The 22769-nt window shown below is 67.9% G+C and carries 16 protein-coding genes; 9 read left to right on the forward strand and 7 right to left on the reverse strand.

Annotated elements, in window-relative coordinates:
* Window positions 1-7: 7 nt before the first annotated feature.
* The 3 genes from OHN19_RS04500 to OHN19_RS04510 form a co-directional block, all read right to left on the reverse strand.
* Window positions 8-2272: an ArnT family glycosyltransferase gene (locus tag OHN19_RS04500; RefSeq protein WP_330262870.1), complete on the reverse strand. Its 2265-nt coding sequence runs from the start codon at window positions 2270-2272 to the stop codon at window positions 8-10.
* A 46-nt stretch (window positions 2273-2318) separates the two neighbouring features.
* Window positions 2319-3602: a glycosyltransferase gene (locus tag OHN19_RS04505; protein ID WP_330262871.1), complete on the reverse strand. Its 1284-nt coding sequence runs from the start codon at window positions 3600-3602 to the stop codon at window positions 2319-2321.
* Between the two features lie 1419 nt (window positions 3603-5021).
* The gene (locus tag OHN19_RS04510) at window positions 5022-6461 is read right to left on the reverse strand and encodes a carotenoid oxygenase family protein (protein ID WP_330262872.1); all 1440 of its coding nucleotides are present in this window, start codon (window positions 6459-6461) and stop codon (window positions 5022-5024) included.
* A 252-nt stretch (window positions 6462-6713) separates the two neighbouring features.
* On the opposite strand from OHN19_RS04510, the gene OHN19_RS04515 reads away from it, so the two are divergent.
* The 9 genes from OHN19_RS04515 (at window position 6714) to OHN19_RS04555 (ending at window position 16188) form a co-directional block, all read left to right on the forward strand.
* Window positions 6714-7946, forward strand: coding sequence for an aromatic ring-hydroxylating dioxygenase subunit alpha (locus OHN19_RS04515; RefSeq protein ID WP_330262873.1), 1233 nt, complete (start codon window positions 6714-6716; stop codon window positions 7944-7946).
* Window positions 7946-8299, forward strand: coding sequence for a hypothetical protein (locus OHN19_RS04520; protein ID WP_330262874.1), 354 nt, complete (start codon window positions 7946-7948; stop codon window positions 8297-8299). The genes OHN19_RS04515 and OHN19_RS04520 overlap by 1 nt, the downstream gene beginning before the upstream one ends.
* Window positions 8300-8340: 41 nt before the next feature.
* Entirely contained in the window at window positions 8341-9690 is a 1350-nt protein-coding gene (locus OHN19_RS04525) for a Rieske 2Fe-2S domain-containing protein (RefSeq protein ID WP_330262875.1), read from the forward strand.
* A complete protein-coding gene (locus OHN19_RS04530) occupies window positions 9687-10922 on the forward strand; it encodes a M24 family metallopeptidase (RefSeq protein ID WP_232032811.1) in 1236 nt (411 codons plus the stop codon). Before OHN19_RS04525 ends, OHN19_RS04530 begins: the two co-directional genes overlap by 4 nt.
* Before the next feature lie 121 nt (window positions 10923-11043).
* Window positions 11044-12435, forward strand: coding sequence for an aldehyde dehydrogenase family protein (locus tag OHN19_RS04535; RefSeq protein ID WP_330269527.1), 1392 nt, complete (start codon window positions 11044-11046; stop codon window positions 12433-12435).
* A gap of 259 nt (window positions 12436-12694) precedes the next feature.
* Entirely contained in the window at window positions 12695-13162 is a 468-nt protein-coding gene (locus tag OHN19_RS04540) for a DUF6069 family protein (RefSeq protein ID WP_232032810.1), read from the forward strand.
* A 307-nt stretch (window positions 13163-13469) separates the two neighbouring features.
* On the forward strand, window positions 13470-14672 hold the full coding sequence (locus OHN19_RS04545) for an MFS transporter (protein WP_330262876.1): 1203 nt from the start codon (window positions 13470-13472) through the stop codon (window positions 14670-14672).
* Between the two features lie 365 nt (window positions 14673-15037).
* The gene (locus tag OHN19_RS04550; RefSeq protein ID WP_330262877.1) at window positions 15038-15865 is read left to right on the forward strand and encodes an IclR family transcriptional regulator; all 828 of its coding nucleotides are present in this window, start codon (window positions 15038-15040) and stop codon (window positions 15863-15865) included.
* A gap of 122 nt (window positions 15866-15987) precedes the next feature.
* On the forward strand, window positions 15988-16188 hold the full coding sequence (locus OHN19_RS04555) for a hypothetical protein (protein WP_232032807.1): 201 nt from the start codon (window positions 15988-15990) through the stop codon (window positions 16186-16188).
* A gap of 347 nt (window positions 16189-16535) precedes the next feature.
* On the opposite strand, the gene OHN19_RS04560 is transcribed toward OHN19_RS04555, so the two are convergent.
* From OHN19_RS04560 to OHN19_RS04580, 4 genes are all read right to left on the reverse strand, one after another.
* Entirely contained in the window at window positions 16536-16901 is a 366-nt protein-coding gene (locus OHN19_RS04560) for a hypothetical protein (protein ID WP_330262878.1), read from the reverse strand.
* Between the two features lie 346 nt (window positions 16902-17247).
* Window positions 17248-19857 carry an MMPL family transporter gene (locus OHN19_RS04570; protein ID WP_419249505.1) on the reverse strand — a complete coding sequence of 870 codons (2610 nt, stop codon included), beginning with the start codon at window positions 19855-19857 and terminating at the stop codon, window positions 17248-17250.
* A gap of 119 nt (window positions 19858-19976) precedes the next feature.
* Window positions 19977-20597, reverse strand: coding sequence for a TetR/AcrR family transcriptional regulator (locus OHN19_RS04575; RefSeq protein WP_330262879.1), 621 nt, complete (start codon window positions 20595-20597; stop codon window positions 19977-19979).
* Between the two features lie 668 nt (window positions 20598-21265).
* A complete protein-coding gene (locus tag OHN19_RS04580; RefSeq protein ID WP_330262880.1) occupies window positions 21266-22708 on the reverse strand; it encodes a carotenoid oxygenase family protein in 1443 nt (480 codons plus the stop codon).
* Window positions 22709-22769 lie beyond the last annotated feature (61 nt).

The raw sequence follows: 22769 nt of genomic DNA on the forward strand, positions 1-22769 counted from the left end.
TTGCCGTTCACCGAGCGGCGCAGTCGTAGAGCACTGAAGCGCCGAAGGGCGCCGCACTGCCCGTGTTCTGCTGAGACGTCTTGTTGCCTCCGTACGCCGACGCCGAGACCTTGGTGCAGTTCTTGGAGATCCACTCCGAGCGGTCAGTGGCGTTCTCCTGCGACATGCCGGGCCTCGTCATCGCTCCACCGCCGGCGTTGTCCGATCCAACGACGTAGCGCAGCTCACCGCTCCCGGTCCATTTCTTCAGCTGGTCGACCGAGGGCGCGTCGTCGGAGCCCATGAAGCCGCCCATGCCGATCACCGTCTCGTCACTGTTCAGGATGAACGCGTTGGTGGCGCTGGCGCCGCCTGACACAGCGAGCTTGATCCGCGCCTTCGGTGAGTGCTTCACGGCGTAGTTGAGCATCTTGCGCTGGTCGGAGGTGAGTGCTGAGCCGCCGGACATGGCGCCAGATCCACCGGGGAAGGAGGGCAGACCGCCAGAGGCCGAGCCCGACCCACCGGGCGCACCGGGGAAACCGCTCGGGAGGCCGCTCGGGAGGCCGCTCGGCATCCCGCCGCCCTGGTCATCACCGGGCATCCCGGAGGGCATTCCACTCGACGGCTGACCGCTCTGCTGCCCCGAGCCGGAACCCCCGCCAGGGAAGCCTTCCATACCCGAAGGCATCCCGGACGGCATTCCCGACGATCCCTGATACCCCGACGAGCCCTGCCCAGGTATGCCGGACATTCCGAAGGCCGACAGCGAACTCCTCGGTCCCGCTGTCGGGTTGGCGCCGCCCATGAGACTCGACGAGCCCGAGGAAGCCGACACGTTCGCCGCCCACGCCCCCGGTGCCACGAGCATCGACACCACCGCGGCAGCCGCCCCTCCCAGGAGCAGGTTCCCACCGCGCCGGGACAGAAGGAGTGCGATCGCCGCGCAGCCGATCAGCAGCACGGGCCAGATGAGCCACCCGTTCCAGTCCGGCGTACGGCGGATCAGAACCATCGCCCAGCCCGCCGTCACCGCCACGGCCGCCGCACCGGCCCAGGGAGCCCACGTCACGCCGACTCGGTGGACACGGACCAGGGACGCCAGCATCCCACCGCACAAGGCAGCGATCGCCGGGGCCAACTGGGTCGTGTAGTACGGGTGGAAGATGCCCTTCTGCGTGGAGAACACGGCCACGCACACGATCAGCCAGGTCCCCCACAGCAGCCAACCCGGGACGGGCAGCACGCCGGACCGGTCCAGTCGCCCGCGGCGGAGCAGCACCGTGCACACGACCGCGAGCGCCAGGGCTATGGCGCAGGTCGGCAGCAGCCAGCTGATCTGTCCGCCGACCTGGGTGTTGAACATGCGGCCGAGACCCGCTGCGCCGCCGAAGCCTCCGCCCATGCCGCCCATCGTCTGCGACGAGCCGTCGCTGGAGCCGAGGACCCGGCCAAGGCCGTTGTACCCGACCACCAGGTCCCAGGCCGACCCGTCCTCGCTGCCGCCGATGTACGGCCGGTCCCCCGGCCAGAGCGCCACCATCGCTACCCACCACAGTGAGGACACCGCCAGCACCGCACCCGCGGTCAGCAACCTCCACACCCGGGCGGCCCACGCTCCCCCGCCCCCCACGAGCCAGGCGAGAGTGAACGCGGGGACGACCATCCAGGCAGCGAGCATCTTGGTGAGGAACCCGCACCCGATCAGGAACCCGCTCGCGCACAGCCACCAGGTCGCCGCCCGGCCGCCGGTCTGCAGGGCACGGGTGAGCGCGTACGCCGCCGACACCAGCAGCAGGACGAGCAGGGTGTCGGGATTGTTGTCCCGGTTGATGGCGACGGTGATGGGGGTGAGGGTGAGGACCACGGCGGCCAGCAGCGCGGCCGGCTCCCCCGCCCAGCGGCGCACGGTGCGGTGCAGCACGAACACGCCGGCCACGCCCTCGATCACCTGCGGGAGGATCAGCGCCCACCCGTGCAGCCCGAAGATCTTGCTGCTGACGACCTGGGGCCACAGCGCGGCGGGAGGCTTGTCGATGGTGACGACTCCGGCCGGGTCGTAGGAGCCGAAGAGGAAGTAGGTCCAGCTCTTCCCCATCGATTTCACGGCAGCGGAGTAATAGCTGTTGCCCCACCCCAGCGAACCGAGCGCCCAGCCGTACAGCACGGCTGCGACGAGCAGGATCGCGCCGAGAGCGGCCGGCGCCGCCCAGGCGAGCAGGGAGCGAGGAGGAGTTTCCGGGGGACTGTCGGACACCGGCGTGACGGACAGGGTCCGGTGGGACTCGTTCATGGAAGGAATTCAGCTCTCGTCAGAAGTCTCGGTGGCGGGGCTTGGGTCAGGCGGTGGTCTTGCTGCGGAAGACAGCGAGCCGCAGCACGGCGAAGCGGACGGCGGTGACCGCGACGGACGCGACGGCCAGGACGACGGTCTCGGCAGCCGCCGAGGCCCCGGGGTCGGTGTGCCTGAACCACAGCACGGCCCCGGAAGTGACCAGGTAACCGAGCACGAACAGTGCACCCGCGCCCAGATGTGCCCGCGCGGGCCGCGTTTCGACCTGCCGGAAGGTGAGGCGGCGGTTCGCCTCGGTGTTCAGCACCGTCAGGAGCAGCAGCGACACTAGGTTGGCGGCTGCGGGCTCCCACCAGCCGCGCAGCAGCCAGTACAGCAGCGCCTGCCCGATGGTCGAGGCGATGCCGATCGCGAGGAAGCAGCCGATCTCCCACGACAGCACGCCCCGCCCCGTCGGGGTTGCGAGCACGGCGTCCGGGTGCTCGGCAGCCGGTGCGGGGCGGCGGGGCAGTTCGATGCGGGCGGCGCCGGACGCCTTCAGCCGCGCCATCCGCCACAGCCCCTTGAGGTCGTCGGTGGCCGTGCTCACCACGTCGACCCTGGTGTCGACGTCCTCCACCCAGTCGACCGGCACCTCGTGGACACGCAGCCGGTTGTGCTCGGCGAGCAGCAACAGTTCGGTGTCGAAGAACCAGGCGTCGTCCCGGGTCACCTTCAGCAGAGGGCGCAGCACCTCCGTACGGGCGGCCTTGAATCCGCACTGGGCGTCGGTGAAGCGCACGCCGTGCGTGAGCCGGATGATTGCGTTGTAGCAGCGGGAGACGAACTCGCGGCGCGGCCCGCGCACAGTACGCGCGCCCGGCGCTAGTCGACTGCCGATCGCGATGTCGGAGTGCCCTGTGGCGAGCGGGGCGACGAGCGGCAGCAGCCCGTCCAGACCGGTGGACAGGTCCACGTCCATGTAGGCCACGATGTCCGCGTCGCTGCACGCCCACACGAGGCGCAGGGCCAGGCCGCGGCCTTTGCGGTCCAGGTGCACGACGTCAATGCCGGGCAGCTCCGCCGCGAGGCGGCGGGCGACGGTGAGCGTGCCGTCTGTGCTGGCGTTGTCGGCGACGGTGATGCGCCAGGGGAACGGGAAGCTTTCGGTCAGCCGTGCGTGCAGGGTACGCACGCAGCCGGGCAGAGCGCGTTCCTCGTTGTAGACGGGCACGACGATCTCCACCCTCGCCGTCCCGGACCCGGCGTGGGCGGGCCCGCCTGGGGCTTGGAAGGCGACGGTCCGGCCGGGGCTGTGCGTGAAAGCCGTGCTGTGGGGGGTGGGTGACATGGCTTCCTCAGGGGAGACGGGACATGGGGTGCGGCTCCATAGGGCTGATCGCGAACAGAGCACGACTCTCACCCACGCCACTGGGAGACCCGGGAGAGGAAAGCGAGAACTGACAGAGAGTCAGGTGGCGGTAGCCGGATCACAGCGCTACGGCAGGCCTTCGCAGCCTCGGGCGGCGCTGCCCCACCCCCCCCTGCCGCCCCACAGGCTCCGTCGTAGCCCACGGCACGGTGCTTGAACGCCAGTGGCTGAATTGTTCTGCTGATCATTGCCGGGGGGATGTCGGGGCGGGGCGGCGAATGTCAGATGGCGGCGGGAGCGAAACCCGGACCGCGCCAGTCCAGTCCTTGTCACGGTGCGGATGAAAATCCCTGCCTCCGCCGCCGTTCCGCGAACGACGCTTCCTCGCCCTCTTGCCCTCAGTCGCCTGCGTTTGAAGTGGCACCCCCTCACCTCCACGCTCGCCGGGATGTACACCGGGCTGTGCTTTATCCCCCTGGCCTTGGGGGCACTGGCCGGGGCCGCCGCTCTGGTCGGGCCGCCCAGGTGGCGAAGGCCGCAGGCGCGATGCTGCTGGCCGGCCCCAACCTGCTGGTCGTGGCGCTGACCTCGGGCCTGGGGTCCTCCTGGCACGCGGCCATCCAGCAGCAGCAGAGCGAAGCCGGCGGCATGATGGGCGGGTTCGGTGGCACCGGCACTCCTCTGGGCGGCGAGGGCATGAACCACTCCGTCGCCGTCAGCAGCTGGTCCGAAACAGGGTCTGCCGCTGTGGCTCATCGGCCTGATCGTCCTGCTGGGTCTCCTGGCCCGTGCGGGCTGCCTGGCCGCGGCCCGCACCCCGGTGCGCACGGCGCGCCAGGAAGCGGACGCATTGCTGGGCCGCCATGTGGAGCTCGCACTGCGTGCGGGTGTCACGGTCGGCATGGCGACGATGGTCTTCTGCCTGACGGCACAGGGATCCGCTCAGATCGGAATGAGCATGATCGGCAGCGAGATGGGAGGCATGACGGCCGGGTCCACTCGGCAGTCCGCCTGTCCGGGCTCACCGGGTTCGTCCTGGCCGCCGTGTGCGCGTACGGCGGCAGCCGCCTGCACGCGCTGCGGAGTTCACGGCGCGCCCCAGTCGGGCCTCCTACGCTCAAGGCAGGCCGCGTCCGGCGGGCTGCCACCCGGTGAATCCCCGCAGGCGTTCAGCTCCGCCACTCCGGCCGCGCCGGAGAGAGACTGCGGCGCTCGGGAGTGACGGTCAGGGCAGCGTGAAGCGCCCCGTCGAGCTGTACCGCCTCCGGACTCGAGCACGTGCCCGACGATAGGCCGGGCCTCCTGCTGATCCCGCAGGCGCGGTGCTGAGTCGAGTGCGGGCATGCGATGGTCGGCGGGGAGCCGAGGCACCCCGCCGGCCAGGGAATCACCGATGACTCAGGCGCCGTGCACCGCGGCGTCGAGCTCGGCCGCGTCGGACCAGCTACCGTGGAAGCCCATGGGGACCCGGTGGTTGAGCTTGATCCGGGCGATGGGCGTGCCGGTGAAGTCCTGGGCTTCCTGGACGATGACCTCGCTGCGGTCGGTGGTCGGGTCCCACCAGATCGACAGCAGCCAGCCGTCGTCCTCGGCCTGGGCGCCGGGGCGGGGCACGAAGACGGGCTCGCCCGGGGAGGTCAGGACGCCGTCGAGTGTCTGCATCGACGTCTCGCCCGTGCGGTAGTCGTGCTTGGCCAGGCCGTCGGTGAACCAGTCGCCGGCTCCACGTGTCGTCGTGTAGTAGCCGTACTGGTGGGACAGTCCCGCTCGCTGGTCGTTGATCCGGGGGAACTCTCCCTGAATGTCGGTGACCTCGATGTCCCTGCTCTTGCCCGTGGTGAGGTCGAGCTCCCAGCGCCAGGGGGTGGTGATGATCTCCTTGAACCACCAGTTCCAGTCCCCGCCCGGCGGCGGTGACTCCAGGTCCTTCAGGGTGGGGCCGAACTGGCCGACGCGGTGCCCGTCGACGATGATCTTCGTGCCGTCCTGGTAGGCGTTGAGGAAGTGTGACGTGGAAAAGGCGTCGGAGGCTTCTACCCACGTCACCTCGCCTGTCCTGCGATGCATGACGGCCCAGCGGCACTGGTCCAGCTTCTCCGGTTCCCAGACCGTCGAAGGCTGACCGTTCATGATGCGTTCGAAGCGTGCCGTCGCCGGGCTGACCAGCCAGATCGCGTAGTCGGTGGTGACGGCGTAGTCATGGGTGAGGGCGGGGAACCCCAGGTCGACCGAGTGACGGTCGAGGATGTTCCCGTGGCGGTCGGCTCGATACCACGTGATCGCGCCGTCCATGTTGCCGAAGGTGAGGAAGTCGCCGTTCGTCGGATCGACCTTGTGGTGCGCGGTCAGGGGGCCGACGACTCCGCCGCGGAAGTTGTACTGCTCACTGACCGTCTCCAGGGTGTCCGGTCGCAATTCGCGCGGCGGGTAGCCCTCACAGAAGGCCAGCAGACGGTCCCCGTACAGCTGTACGTGCGTGTTGGCGGGGTTGTTCGGGAACTTGCCGGGCGGCAGGGGGGTGTCCCTGCCGTTCATGAAACCGCCGTAGATCGCCCGGCCCAGTTCCTTCTCCTCCTTCAGGCCCGAGGTCTGCACGTAGCGGTTGCGGTAGGTCGCCCGGCCGTCACGCAGGAAGATGGCGTGGACCATGCCGTCACCGTCGAACCAGTGGTACCGGCTCGGATTCTGCGGGCGGTAGAGCGGGCTCGGGCCGACCCGGAACAGCGCACCGCTCAGCCCGTCAGGGAGTTGGCCCTCAATCTCCAGGTCGAAGGCCTCGCCCTCCTCCCGCCAAGGTGCGTACGGCCCGTTGAGAAACATGTTGCTGGGGTCCCACATGGACGCCTCCTCTTTGCCATGTACCTGAGCATGTCCTGATAGTTAGGAATCACTTCTGTCACCATAGGACACTATGGGGACCGTATAGCTGCACCAAGAGGAGGTCAAGCCGGATCGGGGCGAAGTCCGGGCACAGGTGCAGTCAACCTGCCTGCAGGAAAAGGCGTCCGGGGCTACTTCTCTTGCCAGGCGGACCCCCTTTCCCATACGGTCCCTCATGACAGGACTAGCGTCCTAACTTATGGAGATCATATGTCTGAAGCCGCTGTCAGCCCTGCTTCCTCCCTCACCGACGGGACGCCGTCCCCGCCCAACCCGTTCGCGGGCCTGCGTGACGTCGTGTCCGTCAAGGACAAATTGACGCAGGAGTACCACGACGCAGTCGTCGAAAAGGTCTTCCGTCCGTCCTGGTTCCTGGTCGGAAACGTCAACGACCTGCCCAAGCCCGGGAGTTACTACGTCCTGGATGTGCCCACCTTCAACATCTCGGTGCTGGTCCAGCGGGGCCGGGACGGGGAGGTGCGTGCGTTCCACAACGTGTGCCGCCACCGTGGCAAGAAGGTGATACCGACGGCTTGCGGTTTCGCCGAAGGGACGTCGTCCGCGCACACCTGCTGGCTCCACGGCTGGTCGTACACCGGCGACGGGAAGCTGCGCTCGGTGCCGGACGAGAAGCAGTTCCGCTCCGTCGACAAGTCCCGCCTCGGGCTGGTGCCGATCTGCGTCGAGGTCCGGTCCGGCCTCATCTACGCCAACTTCAGTGACAACCCCGAGCCGCTCGACGGCTGGCTGGGGGAGCTCGCCGAGGGCTTCGACGGCTACTACAGCGAGATGGAGAAGGTCAGCTGCTGGTCCATCGACGTCCGGGCCAACTGGAACATCGCCATGGACGCCTTCTCGGAGGGGTACCACACCGTCTTCCTGCATCGGCGCACCCAGCCGAAGCTGGCCGGCAAGAGCAACCCGATGCGGCACAAGCCCGTGGTCGACATGTACGACCGCCACATCCGCTCCAGCAACCCCTCCAACCCCGACTACGTCAGCCCGCCCGTCGAGGGCGCCCTGTACGACCTCGGGTACAAGCAGACACCGGCGGTCGAGACCGACTTCTCCATGCTGCCGCCGGCGGTGAATCGCACCCGCTACCACCCCTGGTTCTTCGACATCGTGTGGCAGTTCCCCAACGTGGCCATCCTCAACGGCTCGCACTGGTACAGCACCGTCACGGTCTGGCCGATCGACCGCAACCACTCCCGCGTCGTCTTCGACGTCTATGGCCGCAAGGCCCGGCACGCCGGCGACCGCCTGGCCCAGGCGTACAGCCGGGCCCTGCAGTACACGGTGTCCCGGGAGGACCTGGCCGCCATGGAGGACGTGCAGCGCGGCCTGGAGTCGGGTGCCATCAGCGACCTGTACCTCTCCCTGCAGGAGTTCGCGCTCCAGCACCGCTACGGACTCGTCGACGAACTGATCGGAGCCAAGTGATGGAGCTCTCCGCAGAAGCCGGACTTCCCGAAGGATTTGCCGACCTGGAGCGCTTCCTGGAGCGGTGGCGCCTGCGCGACGCACAGGAGCGGATGGAGGCGATGGTCGCTGCCGACATCGAGGAGCTGCGTGACCTGTGCGCCGCCATGCTCCCCCGTATCGAAGCGGTGGTGAACCATCTGAACGCCTTCCCCCTCGACGACATGCCCCCGCGGGAGCAGGCCCTCTTCGAGCTCGCTCTGACCTTCGCCGAGGTCACTCACCCGGTCGACCTCGGATGGGCCACACCAGAGGTCAGCGACTTGTATCCGCTGGACGGGATGAACCTGGTCGGGCCCGCACGCGCCTGGTGATTCAGATGAACCATCGACCTCGTACAGAGATGGATCGCTCCATGACTGACCTCTTCGCCAAGCTGACACACGTCGGCCCCGGCAGTCCGACCGGAGAGTTCTTCCGCCAGTTCTGGCTGCCGATAGCCCGGTCCTCCGAGTTCGAGGCCGATGGTGCCCCGATCCGCCTGATGGCGCTGGGCGAGCGCCTCGTCGGCTTCCGCGACAGCGGCGGCCGGATGGGCATCTTCGACCACCGCTGTCCGCACCGCTGCGCCTCCCTGTTCTTCGGCCGCAACGAGAACGGCGGGCTGCGCTGCTCCTACCACGGCTGGATGTTCGACGTGGAGGGCCGCGTCACCGACATTCCGAGCAGTGCGGGAGGACGCGTGCCCACCCGTGTGCGCGCCAAGGCTTACTCGGTGCAGGAACGCAACGGCCTCGTCTGGATCTACATGGGGTCGCGCGAGACCCCGCCGCCGCTGCCCGTGATCGGCGTGGTCGCCGACGACGAGGAGCTCGAGATCCAGATGTGGCTACGCGAGTGCAACTGGCTCCAGGGCATGGAGGGGGACATCGACGCGGCCCATCTCGCCTTCCTCCACCACGGCGGCCATGACCCCGAGGACGTCGGCGAGCACTTCGTCCTCAAGTGGGTCACCAGTGGCAGGGCCGTGGAGACCAAGGTCGTCAACACGGCCGGGGGCACCATGGAGGGCCACCGCAGGCCGAAGAGCTTCGCCCCCGACTACTGGCACTACACCCAGCAGCTGCTGCCGTCCTGGACCATCCCCGGCCAGAACCCCTTCGAGGTCGAAGAGCCCGTCGTGCGGTTCTGGCTGCCGATGGACGACACCCACTCCATGATTTTCCAGCTCAGTCGGCCTCGAGCCCTGGTGGACGGCAGGTCGGCGTTCCACTCCACCGTCGGGGAGCTGCCGGGTGTCAAGGTCCGCATGGCAGACCTGCTCCAGCCCAACAACGACCAGGACTGGTACGGCAGGTGGCGGCTCACCCCATCCGAGGAGAACAACTACTTCCTCGACCGGGATGCCCAGGCGAAGGGCAACTACACCGGAGTGCAAGGTATCCAGATCCAGGACAAGATGATCACTGAAAGCATGGGACCGGTCGTGGACCGAACCCACGAGCACCTGTCCGCCTCGGACCTGATGATCAGCCGGACACGGCGGCGCCTCCTGAAGGCCGTCGACGCGTACGCAACAACCGGGGACCTCCCAGCCACCCTGGACGACACCGAGCTCACCCGCGGCCTCATGGCCGGAGGCGGTCATGTCCCCGAGGGCACCGACTGGTTGCAGTACTACCGGGACGTGGCAGAGGCGGCGGGCGCCGATCCGAGGATCCTGGAGAGCGATCTCGTCGAGGCGACCGAAGGGGTAAGGGCATGACCGCGAAACAGTATCCCGTCCTTCCCTTCGCCGCCCGCGAACTGCGCTGGCAGCGCACGCGTGACTTCATGCGGGACAAGGACCTCGACTGTCTGCTCGTCTTCGGGCTCAAGGGCCGCGAACGGTACGAGGGTTACCTCGCCAACGAGGTTCTCGACGGCGTCGTCGTCTTCTTCGCCGAACGCGACCCCGTTCACCTCACCTGGACCCACCACCGCTACACCCGCCGCCTGGCCGCGAACATGCGGGACGTGCGCTTCTGGATCGACGATGTACGCATCGGTCCGTTCGGCCGCGGGGTGGTCCAGGCACTCACCGAAGAGGGACTGACGTCCAGTCGTATCGGTGTGGTCGGCATGACCGGGAGCTCGGCGGGGGAAATGGAGGGCCTCATCACCCACATGATGTGGGACTACGTCCTCAACAACCTGCCCGAGGCCGAATTCGAGGATATGTCCCTCGACTTCGCCCAGACGATGCTGCCCAAGACGCCGCAGGAACTGGAACTGGTCCGCTTCGCCGCTCAGGCGGCCGAGGAAGCCTGCCAGACCATGCTGGAGATGATCCGGCCCGGCGTGCGCGAGGCCGAGATCTACGCGGCAGCCGTGGAGGTCCTCCACCGCAACTCGTGCACCACCACCTATCCCCACGTCATCATGAGTGTCGGCGCGGACGACCCGGGTTGGGCGCCGCCCTACTGGACCTACGCCGGCGGCGCCTCCCGGACAGTTCAGCCCGGCGACCTGGTCCAGGCCGAGATCATGTCCTGCTACGGCGGATTCGAGACACAGGTCCAGATGTCCGTCGCGGTCGAGCCTGTACCGAAGGTGCTGCACACGCTCCACGACGTCGCCCGTGACTGCTACGACGCCGGCCTCCGGGCCCTGCGTCCGGGAGCCGCCTTCCTCGACGTCGCCCGGGCCATGAGCGAGCCCCTCCTGAAGGCCGGCCACTACAACATGACCCCCCTGGTGCACAGTCTCACTCCCGCGGCCTTCGCGGGGCACATCGCGCTGAACGCCGAACAGATCCCCGGCCAGGACAGCCGCCGTGTCTTCCGTACCGTCGAGCCGATTTCCGACCTGGAACTCGTCCCCGGCATGGCGTTCGCTTTCGAACCCAACGCCTGTTCAGGACAGCACCGTGTCAACATCGGCGGCACCGTCGTCGTGGGCGAGAACGGACCGGACGAGCTCAACACCGTTCCCTGCCGCATGCACGTCGTGTCCTGACGGAACTCCGACCCCGTTCCGCCCGCGGTACTCGCTGATCTCACCGCCCCGTTCCTCACCTTCCTGACGGCTCCGGCCGCCCCTCACTCCAGGAGACACCGTGTCCGAGCACAACCACCCGATGACAGTGGGCGGCAAGGACGTCCCCACTGTCGATACCTTCGGGGTGCACAACCCCGCCACCGGCCGGGTGTTCGCCCAGGCGCCCGACTGCTCACCGGCTCAGCTGGACGACGCGGTGCAAGCCGCCGCCGACGCCTTCCCGCTCTGGCGCGACGACATGGACGCTCGCCGCAGCGCGCTGCTGGCCGCGGCCGCACGCATCGAGGAGAGCGCCGAGGAGCTCGCCACCTTGCTCACACTGGAGCAGGGCAAGCCTCTGGCCGACGCCCGTTTCGAGGTCATGGTGACCGCGATGACCCTGCGGGGCACAGCCGCCCTCGACGTGCCCCGGGAGGTGATCCGGGACGACGACGAGGAGCGGATCGAGGTGCTGCACCAGCCCATGGGCGTGGTCGCGGCGATCACCCCGTGGAATGTCCCACTGATCCAGGCCGCGATGAAATTCGCGCCGGCCCTGCTGGCGGGCAACACAGTGGTACTGAAACCGTCTCCTTTCACGCCGCTCTCCTCGCTCGCACTCGGAGTCGTTGTGCGTGACGTGCTGCCGCCGGGCGTGCTGAACGTCATCAGCGGCCGGGACCCGCTGGGTGCACAGCTCGCCGAACACCCCCTGGTCCGCAAGGTGGCGTTCACGGGTTCGGTCGCCACCGGAAAGCACGTGGCGGCGTCGGCTGCGCCCGACCTCAAGCGCATCACCCTGGAGCTGGGCGGCAACGACGCGGGCATCCTCCTCGACGACGTCGACCTCGACGCCATGGCCGACAAGTTGTTCGGGGGCGCGTTCGTCAACTGCGGGCAGATCTGCATGGCGCTGAAACGTCTCTACGTACCACGCGCCCGGTACACCGAGGTGGTCGACGCCCTGGCGGACCGGGCACGGTCGGTCCAAGTGGGTGACGGCATGCTCCCCGGCGTCCAGATGGGCCCGCTCGCCACCGCGCCGCAGTTCGCCAGGGTCCAGGAGCTGGTGTCGGACGCGCTGGCCGGCGGTGCCACCGCGGCCGCAGGAGGCCGGCGCCTGGACGGTGACGGCTACTTCTTCGCGCCGACCATCCTGAGGGATCTCGAGGACGGCGTGCGCGTCGTCGACGAGGAACAGTTCGGGCCCGTTCTGCCGGTGATCCCGTACGACGACGTCGAAGAGGCGGTGGCCCGGGCCAACGGTACGCACTTCGGGCTCGACGGCTCGGTGTGGAGCGCGGACCCGGAGCGGGCCGCGGCGGTGGCGGCCCGGCTGGAATGCGGGACCTCCTGGGTCAACACGCACGGCATGCCGGCACCGGGCGTGTCTTTCAGCGGGCACAAGTGGAGTGGCCTCGGCGTGGCCGGCGGACTGGCCGGCCTGCTGTCCTACACCGAGACCAAGGTGCTGCACGTCGTGCGCGGTTGATAAGCACCGGCGTCCGCGTGCGTGCTCGATGAGCAGCCGGCGTCGGTCAATCCCCTCGAAGTGCGGAGCCCTTCCTATGCGGCCAGTCCCACGGTGGGTCCGGCCCAGTACTCGTTCCCGTAGTCGATCCGGCTCTTGAACCCGCACATGCTCTGTAGGTGGCGGGTGGTGTAGACAGCCGCTTCCGAAAACCGCCTGACGCCAGGGCGGAACACAGGGCCTCAAGCGGCCGACCGCCCGTCAGCGAAGGAGTCTTCCCATGTCCACCACGCCTTCCTCCGCCACCCCTGCACCGGCGCGGTCCATACGCTCCGCGCCCAGCCGGGCCGCCGCCGCGGGATGGCTGATCGCGGGCACCGTGGCCGCGATCATCGCCGACGCGCTGATCGCCCTGGTCTCCCGGGCGGCCGGAGCCTCCGACGACTTCGAGCCCCTCCAGCCCGGGCCATACGTCACCTTCACTGTCCTGGGCGTCATCATCGGCGCAGTCGGATGGGCGGTGATCCGCCGGTGGTCGGCCCGGCCGCGCGCCCTGCTGTCCTGGCTGGTCCCCGCCGTCGTGGTCATCTCCTTCGTCCCCGACCTGCTGATGCTCGTCAGCGACTACATTCCGCACGCTGATGCCGCCGGGATCATCGGACTGGTGCTCATGCACGTCGCGGTCGCCGCGGTGGCCGTCGCCGCCTACCACCGCGCCCTGCCCCTGAACGACACGCCCCGAAGCTGACCCACAGCCGCCCATCCATCACCCCACACACCACTTGACCTCTTCAGGGCGCGGCCATACGGTCCAACATAGTCCCAATTAACAGAATGATGTCCTGCTTATCAGGACGCCACTGGTGGGGCGTATAGGTGCCCCGGCGGCGCGCTCTGCTCTTGCAATAACCCGCATGATTCGACGCCGCCGAATCACGGCCGGCGCGCTCCCGGCATTCGGCAGAATGCATCAACCGCGAGATCCCCCGCAACCGCGGCCCCGGTTCCATCCCGGGCGCTGGTCCCTTCCTTCCGTTCCCCATCTGGAGGCCGGCATGCCGTCCGACACCGCCACACCCCCTGTTGGCCGCAGTCTGGTTCCACTCGGACTGTTTCTCCTGGCCGCACAGAGTTACCAGCTCGTCGCGTTCCCCAACTTCCTCGATTCCCTGCAGACCGAGCCCGGCTGGCACCTGTCACCGAGCACTGCGGGACTGATCGGGAGCACAGCTTTTCTAGGCGTTCTGGCAGGCGTCCACTCCGCAGTGGCGCTGGCCCGGCGCCTCGGGCTCCGGCAGGCGACACTCGCCGCACTCCTGTGGCTCACGCTCTGGTCCGGGGCTTGCGCACTCGCAACCGCCCCTTGGCAACTGGGACTTTTCAGCATGCTCGCCGGAATCGGCACAGGCGTCGCATTTCCCCTGACCCTGAGTCTCGTCAAGGACTCCGCCACCAGGAGCGGGGCCGCGCGCCAAAACGCCGCCCCCAAAGGCAGGCGCGCCCGCGCGGACGCGGCCACCCGCGCCAGGCGTTCACTCGCAATAGTTCCGCTAGGAATACCCATCGCGGGATTCGTCGCCCAGAACACGGCGGGCGCGCTGCCGGTCGAGAACGCGTGGCGCCTGATCACGGCCATGGGAGCCGGCCTGGGAATCATCGCCGTTGCCCTGTGCTTGTGGCTACTGCCGCGCGGCACCGACGTGTCCGTCCTGGCCCCTGGCCAGGACGGCCAGCGCGAGCCGGGCCGGCGGGTCATCGTGTGGACGGGCGCCCTCGTGATCGGAGCGAACCTGATCGCCTGGTCAGGCCTCACGGGACTCGCCTCCGTCGACCTGCGCTTCAACGCCGCGCTGAGCGCGGGCGCGGTTGTGGCGATCTTCGTCGTGGCGTGCACGGCGATCCATCGGAACGAAACGTCCACCTCCCGCTCGGAGACCGCCCGGGCCACCATGGCTTTCATCCTGCTCTATCCGCCGGTCACGGTACTGACCGCTGCTGTGGTGCTAAGCCTCCTCGCAGGCCAGCCCCTCTCCTTCGTCATGCCGCTGATCGGTGTGTGGATAGCCGACGGCTACCTTCGGTCGCTGACGCTCTGTACGGCACCGCGCGTGCTCGACGGCCGTCCTCACCCCGCCCTTCAGGAGCACGTCGGCACCATCGCGGACGCCGGGCACATCACCCCGCTGCCATCACCGTTTCACCCGGGCCCGAAATGTGACGGCGAGTTCACGACACCACCCCGCCCGAACCTGCCGTAGTTCGACCTGGCGCTGTTCGAGGCGGCGTTCTGCTTCAGCTGCCACGAAGTCCGCATGCATGGAACCGCCGTGCCACCCGCACTGGCCACGCAGTTCTTGGACGCGGGCGCCCCGCAGCCGCACACCCTCCTGGCCCTCTTGCGCGAGGCAGCACCGTAGCCGGTCGGCCCCAGTCGCTCAACAGGTCGCTCATCCGGTCAGAGACGAGAACGTGCTGATCGTCGTACGGTCCTGATCCCGCGTTGTTCGCCAGGACGTGGGCATGCCCGAACACTACAGGTGAACGAAGAAGGCCTAGCCCGTCAACCAGCAATGCCCGCTACGCGAGACGCCGTTGTCCCGCCCGGCAGTCGCATACTGGGCGAGTGACACCTGACGCTACGCACAAGGAAGCCGCCGCGCAGGACGGCGGCGAAGCCGGAATCAAGATCATCGGGCGGGCTGTCGCGGTGCTCCGCGCCCTCGCCGGCGAGCGGGAGGGACTCAGCCTCTCCCAGCTCGCTGAACGCACCGGGCTCCCGCGCTCGACGATTCACCGGCTGGTCTCTGCCCTGGAGGTCGAGGGCGTGCTGGTCGCAGCCTCTGCTACGGGCCGCGTCCGCATCGGTCCCGAATTGGTGCGATTGGCCGAGGCCGGCCGACCGGAGATTCGCGCCCTGCTCCGGCCGACGATGGAGCACCTTGCCCAGACCCTGGAGGAAACCGTCGACCTCGCGGTCCTGGAATCGGGCCGACTGAGAATCACCGATTCGATACAGGGGCAGCACACATTGCGTGCCGTATCGGTGGTGGGAAGCAGCTTGCCGCTGCACTGCACCGCCAACGGCAAAGCCGTCCTCGCGAAGTTGAGCGACGCCGAGATCGCGCGCCTGCTCCCGGCACGACTGACTCGGCTCACCCCCTCCACGATCACGCGACGGGCCGCCCTCGTGGAGGAACTCACGCAGGTTCGGCGAACAGGCATGGCCTTCGATCTGGAGGAGAGCACTCCCGGCGTGTGTGCCGTCGCCATCGCCGCCCAGGACACCTACGGCAGACTGGCGGCGCTCTCCGTGCCGATCCCCGCCATTCGCTTTCATGGCCGCGAGCAAGACATCGTCGCTGCACTCAACACGGCACAGGAGCAGGTCTCGTCAGTGCAGTCCGACACGCTGCCCGAATCCGACACATACGACGCATCGCCTCCCTCATGACTGCGAACAGCGCCTACCGGCCCAGCAGTCACCAGCCGGCACAGCGATCCGCGCCTGGGTGAACTCGCAGGCTTCCGCAGCTCGCCGAGGTCGAGCGACCGCACATTCGACGACGCGGGTGCGTGGGCGTCCGGGCAGCCCGGTTGGCCCAGGGCCACGGGTCGGGCGAGCGGCTCGCCGGTGCGGACCGCGTCGGCGGCGGCCCGGTGGACGTACGGCAACAGGCCGGTGCGCAGCCGGGGCGCAGGACGGCCGCGTACTCCTCCTCGCCGAAGTCCCAGGGCAGCCGGGACGTCATGCCGTGGAAACCGCCGATGTCGTGACTCCAGAAGGAAGGAGAGCGAGAGGCCCGCCCGCAGAGTCGAAGTGACGTCCTGCCAGGTCGCGTTGGGGTCGCCGGTTTTTTTGGCGCCGTGCCGCTGGCCGCCAGTCCCATGAGAACCTATTTCTGAACCTCGTATCAGCAGACCAGAGACCGCAGGCCCGAAACGAGAGCTTCATGGAAGCGTTCGTGGAACGGTCGCGGTGACCGTTCCACGAACGCAACGACTGATATGACAGTGACGTCAGCGAGAGCTCAAGCGTCTGCCCGACCGCTGCCATGTGCGGGCACGCGGACATGGTCGTCGGCGCGCAGGAGAGAGTCGGGCAGTACCGACAGCAGGGGCGGCTACCACGTGGGATGCGCTCGGAGCAGATGGCGGAGAGCGGGGCTGTTCTCAACGGTATGGCGGCAGTAGTCCGCCCACGGGCCGGCGCTGCCGCTTTCGGGGATCAACTGGTGCACATGCACTCCGCTGGTCATCACGTCAGCGAGCAGTTCCGCAAGGGTGATGACGGCCTCACGTTGGGGGCCAGCCTCGGGGAGCGGCTCACCGCCGTAGAAGTACTCCCGCATACCCTCCCGCTCCAGCATGAGGATGTGCACCTCGCGCAGGGACCCAAGTACCGTGTCGTTCGCCGACGCAGCCGCCACGGCATTGCTCACCTTGGCCTGCCCGATGGCCACCTTCGTCTGCCTGGCCAGATAGAGCATCGACCACGCGTTGAGACACAGAACTGATCGGCTCTGATTCGGCCCTGCCGACAGTTTGGTCGGCGAGCTCAGCTGGCTTCGCCGCCCCACTAAAGCGCCACCGAGCTGAAGAGCACGATGCCGACGAGCAGGTTCTTCCTCATCATGCTCGCAATCCCAGTGATGCAGCCAGGTGCACCGGGTAAGCCACTTCACCCGGGGGCCGGTCCCCGGGTGAAGTGGCTGTTTGACGATCAGCAAGTGGCGCGCGGTGGGGTCACTGTCGACGGTTCGCCGACGGAGCAGACAAGCTGAGGAACGGACCTGACCGTCGCCGGCACATCTCCGTGCACATCGGTGACAACAATCAACGCGCCCTCGGCAGGCCCGCGTCGTCCGGCCCGCCGGTCCCGGCTAGCAGCACGTCGTACGCCAGCGGCTCCTCGCCCACCTCCAAGGTGGCGGCCCGCCGTTGATGGCCGTCGGCCGCCGCGGTCAGGACGTACGAGCCGGAGGCCGGCGTCGGCATCGAGTACCGGCCGTCGAGCCGGGTGACGGTACTGCCGAGCTGACGCCCGGTCAGGGAGGTCAGTGTCAGCGTGGCGCCTTCGACGCACGTACCCTCCGCGTCGCGCACCTGGCCCTCGATGGACGGCCCGCTCGTCGCGGGAACGGAGGCAGGCGCGCTCTCGGTGGAGGCGTACGCCGCCTGTGGCTCGGCCTCCGTCGACTTCCGCAGGGCACCCACTAGCACCGGCTGCGGCTCCGTGGGCGGGGCCTGCGTGTTCCCGCTCTGGTGCTGGTGCTGTGCGCGGAGCCGCTCGCCCTCGACGTCCACATTGGGCAGGGCGCGGTCCAGCCACTTGGGGAGCCACCAGGCGCTCTTTCCGAGCAGTGCGAGGACCGCCGGGACGATGGCCATGCGGACGATGAACGCGTCGAAGAAGACCGCGGCCGCCAGCCCGACGCCCATCATTTTGATCATGGACTCGCTGGAGCTGATGAAGCCGGCGAAGACGCACATCATGATGATCGCGGCGGCCGTGACCACGCGTGCGCTGTGCTTGAAGCCGGTCACCACCGCCTCCTTGGGCTCCTCGCCGTGGACGTAGGCCTCACGCATCCGGGTCACGAGGAACACCTCGTAGTCCATCGCCAGGCCGAAGACCACGCCGATCATGAAGATCGGCACCAACGACATGATCGGGCCGGATTCCTCGACACCGAGCAGACCGGCCAGCCAGCCCCACTGGAAGACTGCGACCACGGCGCCCAGCGCCGCCAGCACCGACAGCAGGAAGCCGAGGGCCGCCTTCAGCGGGACGAGGATCGAGCGGAAGACCACCATCAGGAGCAGGAAGGCGAGGCCGACCACCAGCGCCAGGTAGGGGATCAGCGCGTTGGTCAGCTTCTGCGAGAAGTCGATGTTCATCGCCGTCGTGCCGGTGACCAGCACCCGGGCGTCCGTGTCGGCCTTGATGCCGTCGGCCTTGTCACGGATGGCGTGCACCAGGTCCTCGGTCTGCGTCGAGGATGGCTTGGAGTCCGGGATGACGGTGATCGTCGCCGTGTCGCCGGCCTTGTTGAACATCGCGGGGGTGACCGTCGCGACGTCCTTCAGACCCTCGACTTCGTCGGTCACCGAGCTGGCGGCCGCCTTCGGGTCGCTGCTGTCCTTCGTGTCGACGACGATCATCAGCGGGCCGTTGAAGCCAGGGCCGAAGCCTTCCGAGAGGAGGTCGTAGGCCTTTCGCTGAGTCGTGGACGCCGGCTTCGTGCTGTCGTCGCCCAGCCCGAGTTGCAGCTGGGTCACCGGGACAGCCATGGCCCCCAGGGCGACCACGCCCAGCACCAGGACGGCGGCAGGACGGCGGACGACGAAGCTTCCCCAGCGGGTACCCATGTTGGGCTTGCCCTCGGTGTTCTCCTGCGCCTTCCTGCCACCGAACCGCTTGCTCTTCTTGCCTGTCGGCTGGATCTTCCGGCCCACGTAGCCGATCATCGCGGGGATCATCGTGAGGGCGATCAGCACCGCGAGCACGACCGTGCACGCCGCCGCGAGACCCATCTTGGTCAGCACCGGGACGTCGACGACCGAGAGGCCGACGAGTGCGATCACCACCGTCAGCCCGGCGAAGACCACTGCCGAGCCCGCCGTGCCCGTGGCCCGTCCGACCGCGTCCTCGCGTTCGCGGCCCTCGGCCAGTTCGGACCGGTAGCGGGAGAGGATGAACAGGGCGTAGTCGATACCGACGGCGAGGCCGATCATCATGGCCAGGATGGAGGTGGTGTCGCCGAGGTCGAGCGCGTTGGCGAGGGCCGTGATGCCGGCGAAGCCGATACCCACCCCGATGAGGGCGGTCAGCAGCGGCAGCCCGGCCGCGACGAGCGAGCCCAGCGTGACGACGAGGACGACCGCGGCGACGGCGACACCGATGAGCTCACCGGCACCCGACGAGGGCGAGTCGTCGAGCACGTCACCGCCGATCTCGACGGTCACCCCGGAGTGCCGGGCCTTTTCCACCGTCTTCTTTAGGAAGTCCTTGGTGGAGTCCTTCAGTTCCTTGGCCGGGGCGGTGTACTTCACCTGCGTGTAGGCGATCGTCCCGTCCTTGCTCACCGCGTTGTGCTGTGTGAACGGGTCGGTGACGGAATCGACCTCGGGCCCCTTGCCGAGGTCCTTGACGGTCTGCTCGACGAGGGCCTTGTTGTCGGCGTCTGTCATCTTCTCGCCCGCGGGAGCCTTGAAGACGACGTTCGCGTTCCCTCCGTCGGCGCTCGAGCCAGGCGAACGCTGCGCCAGCAGGTCGTAGGCCTTCTGGGACTCGATGCCGGGGATCGAGTAGGACGATGAGCCTGCGGCGGGCGCGTTGAAGGCCGCGACGCAGGCGGCGGCCAGCAGGGCGGCCCAGAACAGAGCGATGTAGTGCCGTCGCCGGAAGGCGAATCGGCCGAGTTTGTACAGGAAGGTAGCCACGGGACGTGCTCCGGGTCAGTCGTGGATGGTTCAGGGCAGCGAGCAGGCCCGACGACGATGGGGGCCCCACATGCCCTGGAGGCAGGGGGAGGTTGCGCCAAGTACGGCTGGAGAGCGGCTTACTGCTGGGGACTGGAAGAAGGGGAGAGCCTGACGCCGAGGGCGGGGAAAAGCACGGAGTCGGCATACTCAGCCAGGAACGCCCGCGTCGGCGGGCGATCGTCGATCAGAGTGCGGGTGAAGTAGCCGCCGATGAGTACGTGCGGCACATAATCCAACGCAGGGTTGTCCGCACAGATCTCGCCTCGGTCAACGGCACGCTGCAACACCCGGTTGAATTCGGCCCGTTCCGGTTCGATGAACAGTTCCCGGAACGCCCGCCCGAGGTCAGGGTTGTGGTGTATCTCCATGATCAGGCCGTGCATCAGCGCGGAGTTCCGTTCCATGGCGGAGTCGTCCTCGATGGACAGCGCAGCCAGAAAGTCTCCCCGCAGCGATCCGGTGTCGACGCCCCTGACGCTGGCGCGCTTGTTGTGACGCATCGCCTTAACGACCAGCTCGGCCTTGCCACCCCACTGACGGTAGAGCGTCGCCTTGCTGCAGCGGGTGCGTGCGGCCACGGCGTCCATGGTCAGCGAGCCATAGCCGACCTCACGAAGCAGATCGAGCACAGCCACGTACAGCTCGGCCTCGCGCTCGGGGGTGATCCGACCGCGACGCGACATTGCAACCTCGACCATCACACCCCCTAGGAACGAAACGGTTTCGTACGGATCACCGTACAGTCATGACCGTACCGCCAATCCGATGAAAACGAAACCGTTTCGTACGTGAAACGCGTTCAGGCCTACGTGAGTCATGGCGCCCCTCCCGATGGACCGCGGGGCCAAGGCTTCGCCGCGCCCGAGCGGACTCGAACCTCAGCACCTTGCCGTATCGGGTCTGACGTGGGACGCAGCATGCCGCCAGTGGGAAGATGCCGCGGACTTGCACAAGGCCCATCACACCTGGACCTGCGCCACTCCGGCGGAGCCGAACCCGGTGTCCACCGAATCGGATCACGGACGCTCACACCTATGCCCCCGTACCCGATGTGAAGACGACAGCTCCGGGACAAGCGGGCTGACCGCGTAACTGGTTCCACCCATGGACTGCCCCGGTGACCTGCAGTAAGGAGGCGCCACGATTGAGGTCGGCCGGGATGCGCATGCGGGCCGCGGTGTCGAGCCCCTCCAGCGTCGCCTCCCGGTGTTCTCCCGCTCGGTCTCCGCCATCGCCGCGAAGAACACGAACAGCACTTCCCCGGCCCTGTGGGGTCGTAGATGTCAGGCACCGGGGCGGCCGTGGGTGGGGCATCCGCTGGCCGGCGGGAAGCGTCGTCGCCCCGCCGGCCAGTGGATGCCGGGGCTCAGGAGCCGCGTATGGCGGCGTCGAGATCAGCGGCGTCCGACCAACTGCCGTGGGTTGTCAGGGGAACTCGGTGGTTGAGCTTGATCCGGGCGATGGGCGCGGCTGTGAAGTCCTGGGCCTCCTGAACGATGACCTCGCTGCGGTCAGTGGTGGGGTCCCACCAAGTCGACAGCAGCCAGCCGTCGTCCTCGGCCGTGGCTCCGGGGCGGGGCACGAACTCAGGTTCGCTGGGGGAGGTCAGCACACCGTCGGCTGCCTGCATCGACGTCTCGCCCGTGAGGTAGTCGTGCTTGGCCAGGCCGTCGATGAACCAGTCGCCGGTTCCCCGCGTCGTCGCGTAGTAGCCGTATCGGTGGCGCTGGCCGGTGCGCTGATCGTTGATCCGGGGGAACTCACCGAGGATGTCGTTGACCTGACTGTCCGTCGCCTTCCCTGTGGCAAGGTCGAGTTCCCAGCGCCAGGGGGTGGCGACAATGTTCTTGAACCACCAGTTCCAGTCGCCGCCCGGCGGCGGTGACTCGAGCTCCTTCCAGGTGGGGCCGAAACGGGGGGTGCGGTGCCCGTCGACGACGATCTTGGAGCCGTCCTGGTAGGCATTGAGGAAGTGGGTCTCCGTGAAGGCGTCGGGCGCCTCGACCCACGTTACCTCGCCTGTCCTGCGATGCAGGACAGCCCAGCGACACGTGTCCAGCGTTTCCGGCTCCCAAACCGTGGACGGGACACCCTTGAGATAGTGCTCGAAGCGGACCATCGCCGGATTCACCAGGAAGATCGCGTAGTCGGTGGTGACAGCGTAGTCATGGGTGAAGGTGGGGGCGCCCAGGTCGACCGTGTGAAGGTCGAGGACCCGCCCGTGGCGGTCGGCCCGGAACCAGGTGACCGCGCCCCCCCTGTTGCCGAAGGTGAGGATGTCACCGTTGGCCGGATCGATCTTGTGGTGGGCCGTCAGGGGGGGTCCGCTGAACCCGCCGTGGAAGTCGTAGCGCTGACTGACCGTCTCCAACGTGTCCGGCCGCAGCTCGTGCGGAACGTCAGCCTCGCAGAAGACCAGCAGGCGGTTGTCGAAGAGGCTCACGTGCGTGTTGGCGAGGTTTTTCGGAAAGGTACCGGGCGGCAGGGGGAATTCACTGGGGTTCATGAAACCGCCGTAGAGGGACCGGCCCTCCTGCCTCTCCCGCTGCAGGCCGACGGTCTCCACGTAGCGGTTGCGGTAGCTCGCCCTGCCGTCGCGCAGGAAGAGGGCGTGGACCATGCCGTCACCCTCGAACCAGTGGTAGCGGCTCGGATCCTTAGGCCGGTACATAGGGTTCGCGCCCACCCGGAACAGCGCACCGTTCAGCTCGTCCGGGAGCTGGCCATCGATCTCCAGATCGAATGCCTCACCCTCTTCTCGCCAGGGTGCGTAAGGCCCGTTGAGAAACATGTTGTTGGAGTCCCACATGGACACCCCTCCTTGTCATGAACCATGTGATCCTGAATGTCAGAACATCATCCCAATATTT

This window comes from Streptomyces griseorubiginosus, from assembly GCF_036345115.1.
Lineage (GTDB): Bacteria > Actinomycetota > Actinomycetes > Streptomycetales > Streptomycetaceae > Streptomyces > Streptomyces griseorubiginosus_C.